This window comes from Yoonia sp. (assembly GCF_017854415.1).
GTDB lineage: Bacteria > Pseudomonadota > Alphaproteobacteria > Rhodobacterales > Rhodobacteraceae > Yoonia.
In genome coordinates, this window is record NZ_JAFMHR010000054.1 from 1 (window position 1) to 18,580 (window position 18,580).

Annotated in this window: 16 protein-coding genes and 1 pseudogene; 10 read left to right on the plus strand and 7 right to left on the minus strand. The window is 55.1% G+C overall.

Annotated features, from left to right (window positions below; translation table 11 throughout):
* The first annotated feature begins 23 nt into the window (after positions 1-23).
* From QZ197_RS07920 to folD, 10 genes are all read left to right on the plus strand, one after another.
* Positions 24-500, plus strand: coding sequence for an ExbD/TolR family protein (locus tag QZ197_RS07920; RefSeq protein WP_296431366.1), 477 nt, complete (start codon positions 24-26; stop codon positions 498-500).
* A 3-nt stretch (positions 501-503) separates the two neighbouring features.
* On the plus strand, positions 504-1,625 hold the full coding sequence (locus QZ197_RS07925) for an energy transducer TonB (RefSeq protein ID WP_296431353.1): 1,122 nt from the start codon (positions 504-506) through the stop codon (positions 1,623-1,625).
* 102 nt (positions 1,626-1,727) lie between these two features.
* Entirely contained in the window at positions 1,728-3,044 is a 1,317-nt protein-coding gene (tolB, locus tag QZ197_RS07930) for a Tol-Pal system beta propeller repeat protein TolB (RefSeq protein ID WP_296431354.1), read from the plus strand.
* Positions 3,045-3,120: 76 nt separating this feature from the next.
* Entirely contained in the window at positions 3,121-3,648 is a 528-nt protein-coding gene (gene pal, locus QZ197_RS07935) for a peptidoglycan-associated lipoprotein Pal (RefSeq protein WP_296431355.1), read from the plus strand.
* Between the two features lie 20 nt (positions 3,649-3,668).
* Positions 3,669-4,481: a tol-pal system protein YbgF gene (gene ybgF / locus QZ197_RS07940; RefSeq protein WP_296431356.1), complete on the plus strand. Its 813-nt coding sequence runs from the start codon at positions 3,669-3,671 to the stop codon at positions 4,479-4,481.
* Positions 4,472-5,728 carry a tRNA lysidine(34) synthetase TilS gene (gene tilS / locus QZ197_RS07945; protein ID WP_296431357.1) on the plus strand — a complete coding sequence of 419 codons (1,257 nt, stop codon included), beginning with the start codon at positions 4,472-4,474 and terminating at the stop codon, positions 5,726-5,728. The genes ybgF and tilS overlap by 10 nt, the downstream gene beginning before the upstream one ends.
* Before the next feature lie 96 nt (positions 5,729-5,824).
* Positions 5,825-7,723 (plus strand): ATP-dependent zinc metalloprotease FtsH, encoded by a 1,899-nt coding sequence (ftsH, locus tag QZ197_RS07950; protein ID WP_296431367.1) that lies wholly within the window; start codon positions 5,825-5,827, stop codon positions 7,721-7,723.
* A 124-nt stretch (positions 7,724-7,847) separates the two neighbouring features.
* On the plus strand, positions 7,848-8,426 hold the full coding sequence (locus QZ197_RS07955) for an MOSC domain-containing protein (RefSeq protein WP_296431358.1): 579 nt from the start codon (positions 7,848-7,850) through the stop codon (positions 8,424-8,426).
* A 141-nt stretch (positions 8,427-8,567) separates the two neighbouring features.
* Complete coding sequence (locus QZ197_RS07960) at positions 8,568-10,244, plus strand: formate--tetrahydrofolate ligase (RefSeq protein WP_296431359.1); 1,677 nt, start codon at positions 8,568-8,570, stop codon at positions 10,242-10,244.
* A gap of 95 nt (positions 10,245-10,339) precedes the next feature.
* Complete coding sequence (gene folD / locus QZ197_RS07965) at positions 10,340-11,233, plus strand: bifunctional methylenetetrahydrofolate dehydrogenase/methenyltetrahydrofolate cyclohydrolase FolD (RefSeq protein WP_296431360.1); 894 nt, start codon at positions 10,340-10,342, stop codon at positions 11,231-11,233.
* On the opposite strand, the gene pdeM is transcribed toward folD, so the two are convergent.
* The 7 genes and pseudogenes from pdeM to QZ197_RS08000 all read right to left on the minus strand — a co-directional run bounded on the left by pdeM (position 11,230) and on the right by QZ197_RS08000 (position 18,523).
* Positions 11,230-11,880: a ligase-associated DNA damage response endonuclease PdeM gene (pdeM, locus tag QZ197_RS07970; protein ID WP_296431368.1), complete on the minus strand. Its 651-nt coding sequence runs from the start codon at positions 11,878-11,880 to the stop codon at positions 11,230-11,232. The genes folD and pdeM overlap by 4 nt on opposite strands.
* Positions 11,881-11,919: 39 nt before the next feature.
* Entirely contained in the window at positions 11,920-14,325 is a 2,406-nt protein-coding gene (locus tag QZ197_RS07975; RefSeq protein WP_296431361.1) for a ligase-associated DNA damage response DEXH box helicase, read from the minus strand.
* A 42-nt stretch (positions 14,326-14,367) separates the two neighbouring features.
* Positions 14,368-15,153 carry an NAD(P)-binding domain-containing protein gene (locus tag QZ197_RS07980; protein ID WP_296431362.1) on the minus strand — a complete coding sequence of 262 codons (786 nt, stop codon included), beginning with the start codon at positions 15,151-15,153 and terminating at the stop codon, positions 14,368-14,370.
* A gap of 38 nt (positions 15,154-15,191) precedes the next feature.
* Positions 15,192-16,502 carry an ATPase gene (locus QZ197_RS07985; protein WP_296431363.1) on the minus strand — a complete coding sequence of 437 codons (1,311 nt, stop codon included), beginning with the start codon at positions 16,500-16,502 and terminating at the stop codon, positions 15,192-15,194.
* Positions 16,503-16,628: 126 nt separating this feature from the next.
* On the minus strand, positions 16,629-17,114 hold the full coding sequence (locus QZ197_RS07990) for a prepilin peptidase (protein ID WP_296431364.1): 486 nt from the start codon (positions 17,112-17,114) through the stop codon (positions 16,629-16,631).
* 9 nt (positions 17,115-17,123) lie between these two features.
* A pseudogene (locus QZ197_RS07995) lies at positions 17,124-17,968 on the minus strand (tetratricopeptide repeat protein).
* A 27-nt stretch (positions 17,969-17,995) separates the two neighbouring features.
* Positions 17,996-18,523 (minus strand): tetratricopeptide repeat protein, encoded by a 528-nt coding sequence (locus QZ197_RS08000; protein WP_296431365.1) that lies wholly within the window; start codon positions 18,521-18,523, stop codon positions 17,996-17,998.
* Positions 18,524-18,580 lie beyond the last annotated feature (57 nt).

Here is an 18,580-nt window from a genome sequence, read left to right on the forward strand (position 1 = left end):
AGCCGCCAATTGGACAGCTAGAGATGAGCGCTGGTGTCATGAAAAACGATGACGGTGGGGGTAAGCGCGGCCGCCGCCGTTCACGACGTTCACAGCCGATGTCAGAGATCAATGTGACGCCATTTGTGGACGTGATGTTGGTTTTGCTCATTATCTTTATGGTCGCGGCCCCCTTATCTGTTGTGGGTATTCCGGTTGAATTGCCCGAAACCTCGGCCACCGCTTTGCCAGGTGATGAGGAAGAACCGCTGACTGTGACAATTACTGATGATGGTCGGGTGATGATCCAAGAAACTGAAGTTGCGCAATCCGACCTAGTTGGTCGCCTGCAAGGGATTGCGGCAGAACGTACCAGCGAAAAGATTTTCCTACGTGCGGATGGCCGCAACGAATGGAACCGTGTTGCCCAAATTATGGGCCTGCTGAATGCTGGCGGGTTTTCCGACATTGGCCTTGTGACGGATATTGCAAGCACAGTCACGGATGGCGCTGACGGGTAGATCATGGCAACGCCGGGAACAATTTTTTCGGGACTTGGCCACGTTGGGCTGATCGTTTGGCTGATCGCTGGTTGGGGCTTTAGTGCGGAACCCTTGCGCATCGAGACGATGGATATCTCTGTCATATCTGGTGAGGAATTTGACCAAATGCGTGCCCGTGCAACCCCTGATCCCGGGGGCGCCAGCCCTGATGCACCCGTCCCACCCCAAATTGACGAGGCATCTCCGCCGCTGCCCGTCGCCGACGCGCCTGCCCAACCGGCACCAGCGCCCGAGCAGGTAGAGCCGCCGTCAAGTGAACTTCCGCCGCCTCCGCCGCCGGAAGCGCCGCTCACTGAAGTGACGGATGCGCCTCCTGTGCCACCGGCGCCGCCCGTTGCCCCACCGCCCACACCAGATGTTGCCGTCAGTGACACGCCGACACCGCAGCAGGCCCCAACGGTGGCATCGACTATTTCCCAGCCTCCGCCGCAAGACGCGCAGGTTGATGATGTGGTGCGAGAAGCCGTTGTGCCTGATGATACCGCCAATGCGGAAATCGTCGCGCAAGAACAAGACGCGACAGCGCCCGAAGAAACGACAACCCAGATCGTCATTCAGGACCTGGCCCCGACGACTTCTGCCCGTCCATCAACGCGGCCTAGCCGTCCTGCGCCTGTTTCGTCCCAGACGGAAACAGCAGCTGTCGAACCGCCGCCAGCACCTGTTGAAACACCGGCCCCGCAAGAAACGGCCCCTCAAGAAGATGTTGCTGCGGCTTTAGAGGCGGCGCTTGCGGGTGCGTCGGCCCCTGCGATTGCAGCGGGCCCGCCGATGACGGGGGCAGAGCGTGACAGCTTTCGCATTGCGGTCAATCGCTGTTGGAATGTGGACCCCGGTTCGGTTGCAGCCCGTGTTACTGTCGAGGTCGCGTTCAATTTGGACCGCGACGGCGCAGTTCAGGGCAACAACGTTAGATTGTTGTCGTCTCAGGGTGATGCGAGTGCCGTTGATACCGCATTTAACGCCGCACGGCGTGCAATTTTAAGATGTCAGTCTGGTGGCTATCAACTACCCGCAGATAAATATGACCAATGGCAAGAAGTCGTGATTACCTTTGATCCAAGTGGAATGCGGCTGCGATAGGCAAAGTTACGCGCAGTTAAAGTGAAAATGATTTCACCCACTGCTAAAAATGAACGAAACAAGAAAAACGCGTCGAAACACGATGCGCACAAAGAGGCAAAGATGATGAAACGACTACTTATATGTCTGGTGGCGTTGATGTTGGCCGGACCGGTATTTGCACAAAACGGCCCACTGCGGTTGACGATCACCGATGGTGTGATCGAACCGATTACATTTGCGGCACCTAGTTTTCAGGCGGAAACCCCTGAAGCAATACAAGTTGCGTCGGAAATGTCGCGGCTTGTGGTGCAGGACTTGGCGGGCACTGGATTATTCCGGGAAGTTCCGGCCTCTGCGTTCATCTCGCAGATATCATCTTTTGCACAGCCTGTGGCCTTTGCCGATTGGCGCGCAATCAACGCGCAGGCGTTGGTTGTTGGTGCCGTAAATGTGCAAGGTGACAGTATGACCGTGAAATTTCGGGTCTATGACGTGTTTTCCGGCCAAGAGCTTGGCACTGGATTGCAATTTGCAGGCACAGCAACCGGTTGGCGTCGCATGGGTCACAAGGTGGCTGATGCCGTTTACGGACGTATTACAGGCGAAGGCGGCTATTTTGACAGCCGCGTTGTCTTTGTCGCGGAAAGTGGTCCCAAGGATAACCGCCAAAAGCGGCTGGCGATCATGGATTTTGATGGCGCGAATGTACAATTCTTGACGGATAGCAGCACGATCGTTCTTGCTCCGCGATTTTCGCCAAGCGGCGACCGCGTTCTTTATACCAGCTTTGAAAGTGGTTTTCCGCGCATCAATGTTCTGAATGTGGCAAACGTGGGTCGCCAACAGTTGCAGACCGCCGCGGGTGAAATGGCCTTTAGCCCACGCTTTTCGCGCGACGGGCGGCAGGTGATTTACAGTCTGTCCAATGGTGGCAACACAGATATTTACCGCACTGATCTGTCTACGGGGCAGCATGTTCGCTTGACCAGCGCGCCGTCGATTGAAACGGCACCTAGCCTGTCACCTGACGGTAGTCAGATTGTCTTTGAAAGCGACCGGTCTGGTGCGCAGCAAATCTATATCATGTCTGCAAATGGCGGTGAAGCACGTCGGATCTCGTCTGGTGATGGGCGCTATGGCTCGCCTGTTTGGTCGCCGCGTGGCGATCTGGTGGCGTTTACAAAACAAAACGCAGGACGTTTCCATATTGGCGTGATGCGAATTGATGGTTCAGAGGAACGTCTGCTCACTTCTTCGTTTTTGGATGAGGGTCCAACCTGGTCGCCGAACGGACGCGTGATCATGTTCACCCGCGAAACCCAAGGGGCAGGGGGCACGTCCTCGGTTTATTCGGTGGATATTTCGGGGCGCAACTTGAAGGCGGTTCCATTGCAGGGCGGTGCGTCCGATCCTTCTTGGGGTCCACTCCAGCCGTAAGAAGCATGATTCCCCAATCGCAAAAGTCATGCTATGATCGAAAAAAACGAGCAAATGATAATCAGGATGAAAACCTATGACACTTTTTAAGAAAGCGGCGATCGTGCTTTTGGTATTGGCAACAGCGGCCTGTACGAACCCCGATCGTTTTGGTGCAGGCAGTGGCGCTGGCGGTGGTGCCGGTAGCGGCTTTGGTGCCGACGGCGGCCTTGCAGGATCAGCCAGTGATCCAACGAGCCCTGCATTCTTTAACCAAACCATTGGTGACCGCGTTCTTTTCGCGGTTGATACATCGACCCTCACACCAGCTGGCAAGGTAATCCTTGACGGCCAAGCCCAGTGGCTTTTGGCCAACACCGACTACCGGTCCGTCATCGAGGGTCACGCAGACGAGCAGGGCACACGTGAGTACAACCTTGCCCTTGGGTTCCGCCGTGCAAATGCTGTCCGCGAATACCTTGTGTCGCGCGGCGTGCCGACAGGCCGCCTAGAAGTCACAAGTTTTGGTAAAGAGCGTCCAATCGAAGTTTGTTCGGAAGAAACTTGCTATGCGCAGAACCGCCGTGCGGTTACAGTGTTGTCTTTCTCGGCTCTCACGAGCTGATCTATACCTAAGGAATGGTTATGTTGCACCGTATCGCTCTTGTTTGCACCATCTTGCTGTCGCCTCTGCCCGCCATTGCGCAGCAAGAGACGTTGGCAGACATCCGCCAGCAACTGACCGTGCTTTTCGTTGATGTGCAGCGTTTGCGCCGCGAACTGTCCACAACTGGTGGGCTGAACGCGGGGACAATAGGTGACACACCTCTGGATCGCCTCAACGCGATCGAAGCAGAGTTGCAACGCCTGACCGCGAATGCAGAGCAGCTAGAGTTCCGCATCAGCCGGATTACCACCGAGGCGGACAACAAGATCGGTGATCTGAACTTCAGGCTGTGCGAACTTGAAGCCGGCTGCGATATTAGCCAGCTTGACGATACACCTTTGGGCGGTCTGCCAACGACACCTTTTCCGTCTACAACACCTACAACTACCAGTGGCGGGCCGGCGCTCGCCATTGGTGAACAAAGCGATATTGCGGCGGCGCAGGGGTCGCTCGCCTCTGGTGACTTTCGCGGCGCCATTGACCAGCTTACGGCCTTTGTCGCGACCTACCCAGGTAGTCCGTTAACCTCCGAGGCAAATTTCCTGCGCGGCGAAGCGCACGAAGCTTTGGGGGAAACCACCAAAGCAGCGCGCGCTTATCTTGAGGCGTTCTCGGGCGATGCAACCGGGCCTTCAGCGCCGAACGCGCTTTATAAACTTGGCGCTTCTTTGGGATCGATCGGCCAGACACAAGATGCATGTTTGACCTTGGCCGAAGTAAATGTCCGTTTTCCGGGCAATCCGGCCGTTTCACTGGCACAGACGGAAATGCAAGCGTTGGGATGTCAGTAATCACTGACGTTACGACCCGCTTTCAAAAGACGCTTGCCGCACATGCGGTGCATTCTGAAGGGGCCGTCGGATTGGCTGTCTCTGGCGGAGGCGATTCAATTGCATTGATGCATCTTGCGGCATTGGCGATTGCGCCAGAGCGGTTGTTCGTTTTCACAATTGATCATGGGCTTCGCCCAGAGGCTGCGGCGGAAATCGCGCTGGTTCAGGCGCAGGCAGACGCTTTGGGGCTGCAACACGTTGTCGCAAAGTGGGACTGGGATCACAGTGGCAATCTGCAAGCCGCAGCACGTGCAGGGCGCTGGGAGGCACTTGTCAGTTTGGCGCGCGCGCACAACGTTAATACGATCTGGATGGGCCACACCGAGGATGATCAGGTTGAAACATTCATGCTACGGCTCGCGCGCGGCTCCGGCGTTGATGGTCTGACCGCGATGCAGATGGCGTCAAAGCGCGATGGATACGCCATTTTTCGCCCTTTATTGAATATCACACGCGCTGATCTGCGTGCATGGCTGACCGATCACGCAATCGTTTGGTGCGATGACCCAAGCAATGAAGACACCCGTTTTGACCGCGTCCGTGCGCGGCAAATGGCGGACCAGCTTGGTACACTTGGCTTGACTGCAAAGAGGATTTTGCAAACGATTGATCATATGCAGGCCGCACAGCAGACCTTGCAGCGGTGTGCATATGATTTCGCGCACGCGCACATCCGCCAAGACGGCGCCGATTTGATTGTCGACCAAACGGTGTTGCAGATGACGCAGGCAGATGCGCCCAGACGCGCGTTTGCGGCGGCAATCGGGTGGACGGGATCACGTGGGTTTCGACCCCGATTTGAGCAACTCAAAGATACGGCAGCGCGTGTCTTGCAAGGCGGAACGGTAACGTTGGGCGGGTGTATTCTGACACCACAAAAGGACGGCACAGTCCGGTTATCGCGCGAAGCTGCAGCGACAACGCCAATGGCTGTGCCACTTCAGAATGATGACCTGATTTGGGACCAGCGCTGGCGTCTGACCGGACCGAAAGTTGCGGGACTAACGCTCAAATCATTGGGCGATGGCATCAAATTTTGCCCGGACTGGCGGCAGACCGACTTTCCGCGTATGTCGTTGTTGGCGTCGCCGGCTGTTTGGCACGGCACCACGCTTGTCTCTGCGCCGATTGCCGGATTATCCAATGGATGGACTGGGCAGATTGTCGCGAATTTCCATTCGATGGCGTTTGCCATTGAAGATTAATCTTTCGCCTCTATTTTAGAGGAAACGCTTGTGGTGCGACTCTGTTGCTCACTCCCCCATTTCAAAGGAGCTTCCCCCTTGGGCAACGCGCGTAACATGGTCTTTTGGGTCGTACTTTTCTTGATGGTACTGGCCCTTTTCAATCTCTTTAGCAGTCCTCCGGGTACTGCAAACAGTCAGGTGCGCAGCTATTCTGACTTTGTTGTTGCAGTCGAAGCAGGCAGCGTCACCGATGTCGTGATCGACGGTGAAACGATCAGTTTTGCCGAAGGCGGACGCGCTTACACAACTATTATGCCGCGAGACGCCGAAATCACTAATCTTTTGATTGATGCAGGCGTACCCGTCGAGGCGCGCAGCCAAGAAACATCGGCGCTCCAGTCGTTCTTGGTTGGTTTGTTGCCGTTTGTGCTTTTGATCGGTGTCTGGGTTTACTTCATGAACCGGATGCAAGGCGGCGGCAAAGGCGGTGCGATGGGCTTTGGCAAATCGCGCGCCAAACTGCTGACCGAAAAGCAAGGTCGCGTCACGTTTGACGATGTAGCTGGTATTGATGAAGCCAAAGAAGAGCTGGAAGAAATCGTAGAATTCCTGCGTAACCCACAGAAATACTCGCGGCTTGGCGGTAAAATTCCCAAAGGCGCATTGCTTGTGGGTCCTCCGGGTACAGGTAAAACGTTGCTTGCGCGTGCGATTGCGGGCGAAGCTGGTGTACCATTCTTTACAATTTCCGGTTCCGACTTTGTCGAGATGTTTGTCGGTGTGGGTGCATCACGCGTCCGCGACATGTTTGAGCAGGCGAAAAAGAACGCGCCATGTATCGTCTTTATCGACGAGATTGACGCCGTCGGTCGTTCGCGCGGTGTCGGCATCGGCGGAGGCAATGACGAACGCGAGCAGACACTGAACCAGCTCTTGGTTGAAATGGACGGCTTTGAAGCGAATGAAGGTGTCATCATCGTTGCGGCCACCAACCGCCGCGATGTTCTTGACCCGGCACTTTTGCGTCCGGGTCGCTTTGACCGCCAGATCACCGTTCCAAACCCTGATATCAAAGGCCGCGAAAAGATTTTGGGCGTGCATGCACGCAAAATCCCACTCGGTCCAGATGTTGACCTGCGCATTATCGCGCGCGGTTCGCCAGGGTTTTCGGGTGCTGATCTCGCCAACCTCGTGAACGAGGCCGCGTTGATGGCCGCGCGTGTTGGTCGCCGTTTTGTCACGATGATTGATTTCGAATCCGCCAAAGACAAGGTGATGATGGGCGCAGAGCGTCGCTCGATGGTGATGACTACAGAGCAAAAAGAAATGACTGCGTATCACGAAGCAGGGCATGCGATTGTCGGCATCTCGCTGCCGAAATGTGATCCGGTCTATAAGGCCACGATCATTCCGCGCGGTGGAGCGCTTGGTATGGTGATGAGCCTTCCAGAAATGGACCGCTTGAACATGTTCAAAGACGAATGCCACCAGCGTTTGGCAATGACTATGGCGGGCAAAGCGGCTGAGATCATCAAATACGGTCCTGATCAGGTCAGCAATGGTCCAGCCGGTGACATCCAGCAGGCCAGCCAATTGGCCCGTGCGATGGTGCTGCGTTGGGGTATGTCCGACAAAATCGGTAACATCGACTACGCCGAAGCGCATGAGGGCTATTCGGGGAACACCGCTGGTTTGTCCGTGTCTGCCAATACAAAGGAAACGATCGAACAAGAGGTCCGCGGCTTTATCCAAGACGGCTACGACCTTGCGTTCAAGATCATCACCGAAAAGAACGAAGAGTTCGAGCGTCTGGCCCAAGGCCTGCTTGAGTATGAAACGCTGACGGGTGACGAGATCAAACGCGTGATGGCGGGCGATCCGCCGCACCTCAGCGATGATGCGGACAGTACGCCACCATCTGGCGGGACACCGTCGGTGACGGCGATACCAAAGACCAAACCCAAGAAGCCGCGCGCTTCTGATGACGGGATGGAACCGGAACCTTCGGCCTAGCAAAACGAAACGCCGCCCCAAGGGGCGGCGTTTTTCGTTCGTGCGTTCAAAGTCTGATCTGATCAATTGAAGCCTGTTCCAGCCTGCCTTAAGCATAGCGTGCAACCACTTTGGAGAGACGCCTATGCCTGCACTAGCGCCAACTGAAATCACGGGTGAAATCGTTTGGATCGGGCATGTCCCCGACCGCGAAACTTCGCTGCGGTCGGAACCGGTGCACAGCGCGCAACTCACTTATGCAGGTATCCCCAATGAAGCGCATGGCGGCCTGACGCGGCCTGCCTGTGTACGCGTGCGCAGCCAGTATCCAAAAGATACGGAAATCCGTAACGTCCGACAGTTGTCGGTCATGTCTGCCGAAGAATTAGCGGAAGTCGCCGCTGACTGTGGCTTGGACGGCTTTAACCCTGCACATATCGGCGCATCGCTTGTTATCGCAGGCATCCCTGACTTCACGCATTTGCCGCCATCGTCGCGGCTTCAGTTCCCTGACGGGTCCGCCATTGTGGTGGACATGGAAAACCGACCTTGTCATTTGCCAGCCAAGGTCATCAATGCGGACCACCCAAGTGCAGGCGACAAGTTCAAGGCGGCTGCAAAAGGCAAGCGTGGCGTGACGGCTTGGGTTGAACGCGAGGGGCAAATTCGTATTGGTGATACGGTGCGTTTGCATGTCCCCGATCAGCGTGCTTGGCAGCCATAGGTTTCCAATCCGAAACCTACACTGTGCCTTTCGACGATTCCGAGGGTGAAAATGTCGCAATCACTGTGCATGTGGCGGCATTCACCCGATAGAAGCGACACAGAACAAGAATGGCGACAGCCAAGACCCAAGGGATTTTTCATGGAATATAAGTCAGACATCGAAATCGCACGCGCCGCTAGCAAGCGTCCAATTCAAGAAATCGGTGCAAAGCTGGGTATCGATAGCGATGATCTGCTGCCATATGGCCACGACAAGGCCAAGGTCAGCCAGCGCTTGATCGACAGCGTGCAGGATCGCCCCGACGGCAAATTGATCCTTGTCACCGCGATTAACCCGACACCTGCGGGCGAAGGCAAGACCACGACAACGGTTGGTCTGGGCGACGGTTTGAACGCAATCGGCAAAAAGGCTGCGGTTTGTATTCGTGAAGCATCGCTTGGCCCGTGCTTTGGCATGAAGGGCGGGGCCGCTGGTGGTGGCTACGCGCAAGTCGTGCCGATGGAAGACATGAACCTGCACTTCACAGGGGACTTTCACGCAATCACATCGGCGCATAACCTACTGTCTGCCATGATCGACAACCACGTCTATTGGGGCAATGCGCTTGATATCGACATCCGCCGCGTCGTTTGGCGTCGTGTTCTTGACATGAACGATCGTGCGCTGCGTCAGATCACGGCGTCTTTGGGCGGTGTCGCGAATGGATTTCCGCGCGAAGCTGGTTTTGACATCACTGTGGCGTCCGAAGTTATGGCGATCTTGTGCCTTGCACGGAACCTTAAGGACCTAGAGCAGCGCTTGGGCGACATCATCGTGGCCTACCGCCGTGATCGCAGCCCTGTTTATTGCCGCGATATCAAGGCGGATGGCGCTATGACTGTGCTGCTGAAAGATGCGATGCAGCCAAATCTTGTGCAAACACTCGAGAATAACCCAGCATTCGTACATGGCGGCCCATTTGCAAACATCGCGCATGGCTGTAACTCTGTCACCGCTACAACGACTGCATTGAAACTGGCCGATTATGTTGTGACCGAAGCAGGCTTCGGCGCTGACTTGGGTGCTGAGAAGTTCATGAACATCAAGTGCCGCAAAGCAGGCCTTGCGCCGTCTTGTGTCGTTCTTGTCGCAACAGTACGCGCGATGAAAATGAACGGCGGTGTGGCGAAGGCTGATTTAGGTGTCGAAAATGTTGATGCTGTAAATGCCGGTTGCGCGAACCTTGGCCGCCACATTGAGAACATCAAGAGCTTTGGGGTTCCTGTTGTCGTCGCGATCAACCACTTTGTGACGGATACGGACGCCGAGGTTGCTGCTGTCAAAGCCTATGTCGAAACCCAAGGTTCCGAGGCGATTTTGTGCAAACATTGGGCACTAGGATCTGAGGGTACAAAAGAGCTTGCCACGCGTGTCGCACAGATTGCGGATGCGGGCGAAGCTGATTTTGCACCTATCTATCCAGACGAAATGAGTCTTTTCGACAAGATCGATACAATTGCCAAAAAGATCTACCGCGCAGATGCTGTGATCGCTGATAGCAAAATTCGTGATCAGTTGAAGATGTGGGAAGAGCAAGGCTATGGTCATTTGCCGGTTTGCATGGCCAAGACGCAGTATAGCTTTTCAACCGATCCTGCATTGCGCGGCGCGCCTGTCGGTCATTCTGTACCGGTTCGCGAAGTACGTCTGAGTGCTGGCGCTGGTTTTATCGTCGCGATCTGCGGTGAGATTATGACGATGCCAGGCCTGCCACGTGTGCCGTCAGCAGAGCAAATCATGCTGAATGATGCAGGTGAAATCGAAGGCTTGTTTTAAGTTGACCGGGCGGTGCGACGCTCAGCTTGCGCTGTCGCCCCGCCCACCCTCCCGCTGCCTCCGGCGGAGGTATTTTTGAACAGAAGAAGATTGATATGACAGCGACAGTGATTGATGGAAAAGCCTTTGCCGCAAAGGTGCGTGGGCTTGTGGGCCAAGGTGTAGCCAAACTCAAGGCCGAGCATGGCATTACGCCGGGGTTGGCTGTTGTTCTTGTGGGTGAAGATCCAGCAAGTCAGGTCTATGTCCGCTCAAAGGGCAAGATGACCGTTGAAGTTGGCATGACGTCTGTCGAACATAAACTGGATGTTGAAACCTCTGAAGCTGATTTGCTGGCGTTGATTGAACGGTTGAACAATGACCCAGCCATTCATGGTATTTTGGTGCAACTGCCATTGCCTGACCAGATCGATAGCGATTTGGTCATCAACAGCATCGATCCAGCCAAGGATGTGGACGGGTTTCATGTTTCCAATGTTGGCTTATTGGGCACAGGGCAAAAAAGCATGGTGCCCTGTACGCCCCTTGGCAGTTTGATGATGCTACGTGATCATCACGGTTCGCTTTCGGGCATGAATGCGGTTGTGATTGGGCGTTCGAATATCGTTGGTAAGCCGATGGCCCAACTGCTGCTTGGCGATAGCTGCACGGTGACGATTGCCCACAGCCGGACCAAGGATTTACCATCTGTTGTGCGTCAGGCTGATATTGTCGTGGCTGCTGTTGGCCGTCCTCAAATGGTCATAGGCGATTGGATCAAGCCGGGTGCGACTGTCATCGATGTTGGTATTAACCGGATTGAGAAACCCGAGGGTGGAACGCGTCTTGTTGGTGATGCTGACTATGACAGCTGTGCCGCCGTTGCTGGTGCGATCACACCCGTTCCAGGTGGCGTGGGTCCAATGACGATCGCGTGCTTGCTTGCCAATACACTTACCGCATGTTGCCGCGCGAATGGTTTGGAAGAGCCTGAAGGCCTGACCGCCTAACCATTACCAGTTGGCACGGGTATGGCTTTATGGCCCGTCATCACGGCGATTGGGGACGTTCCAAAAAGGGCACGCAGGACAGGTGCATTGCTTGCCAAGCCGCCTGTGTAGGCCCCGTAGGCTGGCATTATCATACGATCCTTGTCGTACAAAAAGGCGGGCCTGCTGCGCCCTGCCAATCGGTGTTTAGGGTGATAGTGACCTGACACTTCAGCTGAAGCATCAGTTGCGATATGGCGCAAGGTCAGGGACCCGATCCGCATTTCGCGGCGATGGGTGCCGCCCAATTCAATGGGCCCCGGATCGTGATTGCCTTCGATCCAGACCCAATTGCGTCCCGCTTGCATGCCAGCCAACCAAAGCCGCATATCATCGCCCAATTGTGCTGCTGCATCCAAATCATCAAAGCTGTCGCCCAGACAAACAACGCTTTCAGGTGTTGTCATCGTGAGGTCATCGTCCAGCTTCTGCAGCGTTTGTTGCACTTCATATGGGGGTAGCATCCTGCCGCTACGACGCGCGATCCGTTCCGATTTCCCCAGATGCAGGTCAGAGACACAAAGCAAAGAATTGTCTGGCAGGTAGAGCGCACCGCTTGGCATGGCTACACAGTTGGTCCCGCAAAAACTGAAGTAATAGCCATTCATGTTGCGATTTGTGCTGTAACTCTGATTATAGATCAAGGTTCAAAGCGACTGTACGCCTGCGGCTTGCATCAATCGTGCGGCCTCTTCCTCGAGAATACGGTCTTGCCCCGCACCCGCAACTCCGATGCGACCACGTTCCAGAAACATGGGTAGCGAAAGGGGCGTTACGCGATTCAAGACGACATGATCAATCCGTCCCGCAGTGCGTGAAAGCATCTCTTCGATGCGGCCGAAATCGACCAAACCGCGTAGCGCCTCTTCGCGTGTGATCCGCAACATCAGATGGTCAGGGTCATATTTGGTGAGGGTTTCGTACAGAATGTCTGACGAAAACGTCGCCTGACGACCTGATTTACGGGCTTGCGGCAAGTTCCGCTCAATCAAGCCCGCAATGGTGGCTGCCCCGCGAAATGTTTTTTTCATCACGGCATTGCCAGACAACCATGTTTCAAAATCGGCACGGATATTGGTCGCTTCGAATAGCGGGGCAGGGTCGTTCACGGGATCAAGCCCCCAGATCAAAGTCGCATAGTCGGTCGCAACGAACCCCAGTGGGTGCAGCCCCTTTTCCTCCATCCGCTGGGTCAGCAGCATACCAAGCGTTTGCATCGCGTTGCGCCCTGCAAAGCCGTAGACGCAGATGTGGTGACGGCCGTCATGTGGAAAGCTCTCGACCAATATCCGGTTGGCCTCGGGCAGTTTCGAAAACTTACGCTGCAGATTGAGCCATTCAGACGTATGCGCTGGCAGGGTGGGCCAATCGGGTTGCGCGAACATACGCAAGATGCGTTGCGATAGCTGTGTGGAATTAGCAAATTTAGTGCCCATAAACGTGGCGATCTTTGGCGCTTTATCCGCCCTTCGGGACACCTCGACGGTCATTTCCTTTAGGTTCTCATAGCGCACAACCTGCCCGCCGATCAAAAACGTGTCGCCTTGGGTGAGAGTGGCGGCGAATGCTTCTTCTACCTCGCCCAATGGCTTGAAATTGCCCTTCAGGCGCACCTTGAGGGTATCTGTGTCCTGAATGGTTCCGATGTTCATGCGAATGCGCTGGGATGCACGCGGGTCGCGTAATTGCCACATCCCGTCAGGCGTTTGAAGCAGTCGTTTCCACTTGTCATAGGCACGCAGAGCATAGCCACCGGTCGCGCAAAAATCGAGGCAGTCATCAAATGCGGCGCGCGATAGGCCTTGATAGGCGCCGACGGTTTTGATTTCTGCATACAAGACGCTTTCGTCGAACGGACCCGCACAAGCCGTGATTAGGATATGTTGGCACAGCACGTCGCGAGGGCCGGGGCCCTTTGGGTCACCGTCCAATTCGTGTGCCTTGGCAGCCTCGAGTGCCGCGACACATTCGACAACTTCGAACCGGTTTGCCGGTACCAGCAGGGCCTTTGACGGCGCATTGTAACGGTGGTTGGCGCGCCCGATCCGTTGGACTAATCGCTTGACGTTTTTTGGTGCGCCTACCTGAATGACCAGATCGACATTGCCCCAGTCAATCCCAAGGTCCAGCGATCCGGTGCACACAATCGCGCGCAATTGGCCTGCGACCATTGCGGCCTCGACTTTTTCGCGTTGTTCGCGCGACAGGCTGCCGTGGTGGATGCCGATTGGCAGATCATCCGTGTTCGCAAGCCAAAGGTTGTGAAAGAAAATCTCGGCTTGGGCGCGGGTGTTGTGAAAGATCAGCGTTGTGTTGTGTTGTTTGACCTGTTCCAGAACGGCGGGAATGGCGTATTTTGCGCCGCCCCCTGACCACGGTGGCTTTTCTGCCGTCAGCAGCATCGCGATGTCAGGGTCGGGACCGGGATCGGCATTGATGATCGTGCAGGGGTCAGGATGGCAGGCCAATTGGTTTGCAATGGCTTGCGGGTCCTCGACCGTTGCAGACAGCCCAACGCGGCGCAGGTTTGGCGCAAGCGTTTGAAGGCGGCTGAGGGCCAGCATCAATTGATCGCCACGTTTGCTTTCGGCAAGCGCGTGGATTTCATCGACGATAATTCGTTGCAAACCGTTGAAGATGCGCGGCGCGTCTTCGTAGCTCAGCAGCAGTGCCAGCGATTCAGGCGTTGTCAGCAGGATTTGCGGCGGATCGGCGCGTTGGCGACGCTTTTGCGTATATGACGTGTCGCCGGTCCTATCTTCGATCCTGATCGGCAAACCCATGTCGTCCACAGGAGTGCGCAGGTTGCGTTTAATATCAGCGGCCAGCGCCTTGAGCGGCGAGACATAGAGCGTGTGCAAGCCAGCATGCGCCCCGTCCGCCAATTCAATGAGAGAGGGCAGAAAACCACCAAGCGTTTTCCCCCCGCCGGTTGGCGCGATAAGCATCAGCGCACGGTCTGTTGCCTGATCCAGCATCGCTTGTTGGTGTGGATGAACATCCCAACCGCGACGATCAAACCAATCTTTGAAAATGGGGGGTAGAGGGTTCATCTGCCTAAACTGTGCTGGATGTGTGGTGCGTCAAGGCGCGGCTTATCGTTTGCGACGCGAGGTCAGGCCACGGATCGCAGTTTGGACCGCGAGAGGCAGTTCAGTTTTCCCGTTTGGCGCAATATCGAGGGCTGATGCGACATCTTTGAACAGGATCCCGATACTGTTATCAGCGGTATATCCATCGCGCGCGAACTCGATTTCGTCAAAGCTCGAGGCTAACCAGTTCTGACCAGACGCTGTTCCAATCAAGGCCAAAAGCTTTTCTTCGTCTACGCCTTCCGCATCTGCCCAATCCAAGACCAACCGTGTCATCGCGGTGCTGGAAGCGGCCAGCAAGTTGTTCAGTACCTTGGCCGTCATGCCAGCGCCAAAGGCCCCCATATCGTGAATCTCGCGGCCCATCGCTTGCAAGGCGGGCATTATTTCTGCCGTCGCGCCACCGGTCATAAACGTAAGCGTCCCGGCATCTGCTTTGACTTGCGCCCCTGACATGGGCGCGTCGATCAATGTGATCGCGTCAGGCACGCGGGCACGCAACCCTTTGACGTACTTGGGCGAAAGAGTTGAGCTGATGACGATGCGTTGCAGTTTGTCTGCCTTGCGCACAAGCCTCTGTATATCAAACAAAAGCGCGTCAGTTTCGATTGTATCTCGCACCACTGTAAAGACCGTCGTCAGATCTTGCGCGAAAGCGTTAATATCTGTCTCGATCCCATCAAGTGGGCGTACATCAAAGCCTTTCGCATGCAGCCCCGCTTTGCGCAGATTAGCCAGCATGCCGAACCCCATACGGCCACAGCCTGCCACGCCGATGATGTCAGACATGTGTGGTTCCCCTCAAGGAAACTTCAGAACAAGCGACTTTAGTGAACGATATCTTCTTCTTTGACGAACATGTTGGCCCATGCACGATCCACCAACTCGGGGGACATCTGGTAAGGGATACCCTCGAATTCGCACATCGCGATCATCTGATCGATCAAAAAGATTGGCTGATAGTTCGCATATACATCGTTAATTTCAGGATACCGCACGTTCAGCAAGTGCACGAGTGTATCTTCGTCCAATGGCATCTTGCGCTTGCGTGCGACCATCGCGAAAATCTTGAGGAAGTCTTCTTGGTTGGGGCCATCGATCTTGATCTTAAAGAAGATCCGGCGAAGCGCCGCTTTGTCGAAGATCGCGTTCGGGTGGAAGTTGGTCGAAAAGATGACAAGCGTGTCAAAAGGCACTTCGAATTTTTCACCTGATTGCAGCGCAAGAATATCTTTGCTTTCTTCCAGCGGAACAATCCACCGGTTCACGAGTGTTTGCGGTGGCTCTGCTTGGCGGCCAAGGTCGTCCACAATAAAGATGCCGCCAGTAGATTTCAGCTGCAACGGCGCCTGATAGGTGCGCGCAGTCGGGTTATATACAAGGTCGAGCATGGACAGTGACAATTCACCACCGGTGATCACGGTAGGACGCTCGCAACGCACATAACGGGTATCAAAGCGGCCAGATGTACGACGCAGGCTATTTGGGTCGTCGATGTCGTCTTCGGCGGCACTATGAACAATCGGGTCATAGACTGTGATAACCTGACCCGAATATTCGATAGCGCGCGGAACATAGATTTTGTCGCCAAGCGCGTCGCGAATTCCGTTAGAGATCGACGATTTACCGTTGCCGGGCGGTCCATACATCAAAATTGATCTGCCGGCGCTAACCGCGGGTCCAAGGTTCGATAACAGATCATCAGGCAAGACCAGATGACCCATCGCTGTTTCCAACTGTTCGCGGGTGATTTGAATATTTCGAATTGACTGACGCTCGATCTGCTCGCGATAAATATCAAGCGGCACAGGCATCGCTCCATAATACTCTGACTGTCCCAGTGCGTCCAATGAACGCGCACGCCCAGCGTCGGTCAACTGATAGCCCATTTCATGAGCGTTGTTAGCGTTAAGCGTACCTGTCGCCTCAAGCAAAAGCTGCCCACGCGCCATATCGACCAATTCTTGGGTGACGGGCACGGGCAAGCAAATCGCGCGGCTAATCTCGGAGACCAATTCAAGGTTCATCCGAAAGATGGTTTTAATCAGGATGTCGCGCATCATCGACATCGGCAACAACATGCCTCTGAGATCGCGCGGGGCCGGGGGTGCAAGAACGCCGGTTGACTGCATATTCATAATTTTGTCCTGCCCATCAAGAATCACACAACAGCCACGCTAGCGCGGCCCACCATACTTATTATAAGGCCCATTATGGCAAAAAAGTGAACAAAGATTTGCGAGCCTGTAACATTATGGCCATTTTTAGCGATAAACGGCAATAATCAGCAGATAGAAAAACAGCGTCATGCTAAGAGGCAGGCCCTTTGGAAAGTACCTTCCTGCTGTCCAGCTTTTCCAATCGGGCGCGAAGTTCTTGAGTGCAGTAAACCGAAACAGGCTATGAACGGCCAGCGCACCCAACAGGCACGCCGCGAAAAGCTGAATAATCAATACCAAATCACCGACCATAAAAATCGGCGACATCGCGGCAATCATCTTTGCATCACCACCGCCCATCACGCGCAGTGCCCACAGGGCCATACAGACGACCAGCGTGGCCGGCAGATGTAGCCACTGCCACGCATAGACCTCTAGCCCGAATGCAAAAGGTCCGATGACGGCGTAAACAATGACCAGCGCCAAGACAGAGGCATTGGTGATCTTCATCGACCGCATGTCATTCCATGCGATGTAGATTGCGATTGGTGTCACAGCGGGCAGTAACCACAGCGCACTGGTGGCGGTCATGCCCAATTTCTATGTCCCATTATTGTTTTCAAGCGCATCAAGCGCACGCACAGCGGCCTCAAAGTACTGGGGATGCGTGTTGATCGCATCATTCAACAACGATTTACCGATGATCACGTCGTTTTGCTTGATCGCTGCCAAAGCCATGGTGTGCATCAATTGCGCACGTTCAATCTGGGTCATCGGCACCACAGGCATTGTGTAATTGCGCTGTGCACCGCGGGCCAGAACGAGGTTGTTCTTGGCGGTAAATAGATTGCTGTTGAATCGTAAAGCATCCGCAAACATACGCTCGGCTGCCGGGTAGTCTCCACGCGTGAGCTTTGAGAAACCCCAGTTGTTATAGACCGTGGCGGGCCGCGTTGTCAGGCCGACCGCTGTTTCATAGAAACTATCGGCTTTTGCCCACTGCTGCTTGCTATCCGCGACCATGGCTTCAAGTCGGTAGCGCTTGAAGGTCTCGTATGTTGGGGGAACTGTGTTCAACGTGGCGGCTGCTGCGTCCCATTGGTTGCTGCGCACATAAGCATCCGCTAGGTCGACCCGGTCGCTTCTTCGTGGGCGATAACTTCTTGCCATGTGGTGACGGCATCGGAAGGGCGCTGCGCGCGCACCAACGACACGGCAAGCCCGCGTTTCAGATCAATGCGATCTGGATCATTGGCACTTGCATCGGCGAAATATGCGACCGCTTGATTTGGATCACCGACCGTAAGCATCACGTCATTGAGGTTCGTTTCATCAATCACGTTGAGATCTTCAAGTACGTTTTCGACTTGGGCTTCGCCTGAGGGTTCGCATGCGGACAGACCGATGGTCGCCACGCAAAGCGTCAGTAAGATTGAGTGGCGCATGTTTCTGCGTCCTTTTGCTGCTCTTGCCTATAGGTCCGACATCAGTAGGAAATCACCTTGGCCGCGCCGGATCAGATTGAAATTCTGATTTTCTTGTATCTCAGTATCGTTTGAATTGTCCAATCTTGCGAGCGCTAAGCGCAGATTGTCGCGAATTTCATCCGAATTTCCGTTATCTGCGGCAAATGCACGACGGAAAACGATACTTGCTTCACCGGTTTGACCGCGTTCCATCAAAACAACGCCCAGATTGTTCCAAGCTGGGGGAAAGGTGGGGTCTTCTTCAACGGCGCGGCGCAGCCATCGCTCCGCTTGCCCCAAGCGCCCAAGCGTGAGGTTGGCAGAACCGATGGCCGACATGGTATCCACATTGAGCCCTTGCTGCGCGGCGGCGCGGTTATACGCCTTGAGCGCCAATTCATACTCGCCAGCTGCCAAAAGCCTGTGTCCTACTAGCAGTCCGTCAACGTCGCCGGGTCCGGCCACGCCGGGGGCAAAGACGCCATCGCTCGAACGATTAAGGCCGCCCGAAGAACAGGCGGCCAAAAAAAACAAAGCTAGGCTCAGGACCCATTAATTGCCTTGATGCTGGTTTGTCGTCATGATTCACGA

Coding starts and splice junctions, on each gene's coding strand:
- QZ197_RS07975 (WP_296431361.1), bottom strand. CDS start 14,325: ATGAACCCTCTACCCCCCATTTTCAAAGATTGGTTTGATCGTCGCGGT.
- QZ197_RS07990 (WP_296431364.1), bottom strand. CDS start 17,114: ATGACCGCCACCAGTGCGCTGTGGTTACTGCCCGCTGTGACACCAATC.
- ftsH (WP_296431367.1), top strand. CDS start 5,825: ATGGTCTTTTGGGTCGTACTTTTCTTGATGGTACTGGCCCTTTTCAAT.
- ybgF (WP_296431356.1), top strand. CDS start 3,669: ATGTTGCACCGTATCGCTCTTGTTTGCACCATCTTGCTGTCGCCTCTG.
- QZ197_RS07925 (WP_296431353.1), top strand. CDS start 504: ATGGCAACGCCGGGAACAATTTTTTCGGGACTTGGCCACGTTGGGCTG.
- pal (WP_296431355.1), top strand. CDS start 3,121: ATGACACTTTTTAAGAAAGCGGCGATCGTGCTTTTGGTATTGGCAACA.
- tolB (WP_296431354.1), top strand. CDS start 1,728: ATGATGAAACGACTACTTATATGTCTGGTGGCGTTGATGTTGGCCGGA.
- QZ197_RS07980 (WP_296431362.1), bottom strand. CDS start 15,153: ATGTCTGACATCATCGGCGTGGCAGGCTGTGGCCGTATGGGGTTCGGC.
- QZ197_RS07920 (WP_296431366.1), top strand. CDS start 24: ATGAGCGCTGGTGTCATGAAAAACGATGACGGTGGGGGTAAGCGCGGC.
- QZ197_RS07985 (WP_296431363.1), bottom strand. CDS start 16,502: ATGAATATGCAGTCAACCGGCGTTCTTGCACCCCCGGCCCCGCGCGAT.
- QZ197_RS07960 (WP_296431359.1), top strand. CDS start 8,568: ATGGAATATAAGTCAGACATCGAAATCGCACGCGCCGCTAGCAAGCGT.
- tilS (WP_296431357.1), top strand. CDS start 4,472: ATGTCAGTAATCACTGACGTTACGACCCGCTTTCAAAAGACGCTTGCC.
- QZ197_RS07955 (WP_296431358.1), top strand. CDS start 7,848: ATGCCTGCACTAGCGCCAACTGAAATCACGGGTGAAATCGTTTGGATC.
- folD (WP_296431360.1), top strand. CDS start 10,340: ATGACAGCGACAGTGATTGATGGAAAAGCCTTTGCCGCAAAGGTGCGT.
- pdeM (WP_296431368.1), bottom strand. CDS start 11,880: ATGAATGGCTATTACTTCAGTTTTTGCGGGACCAACTGTGTAGCCATG.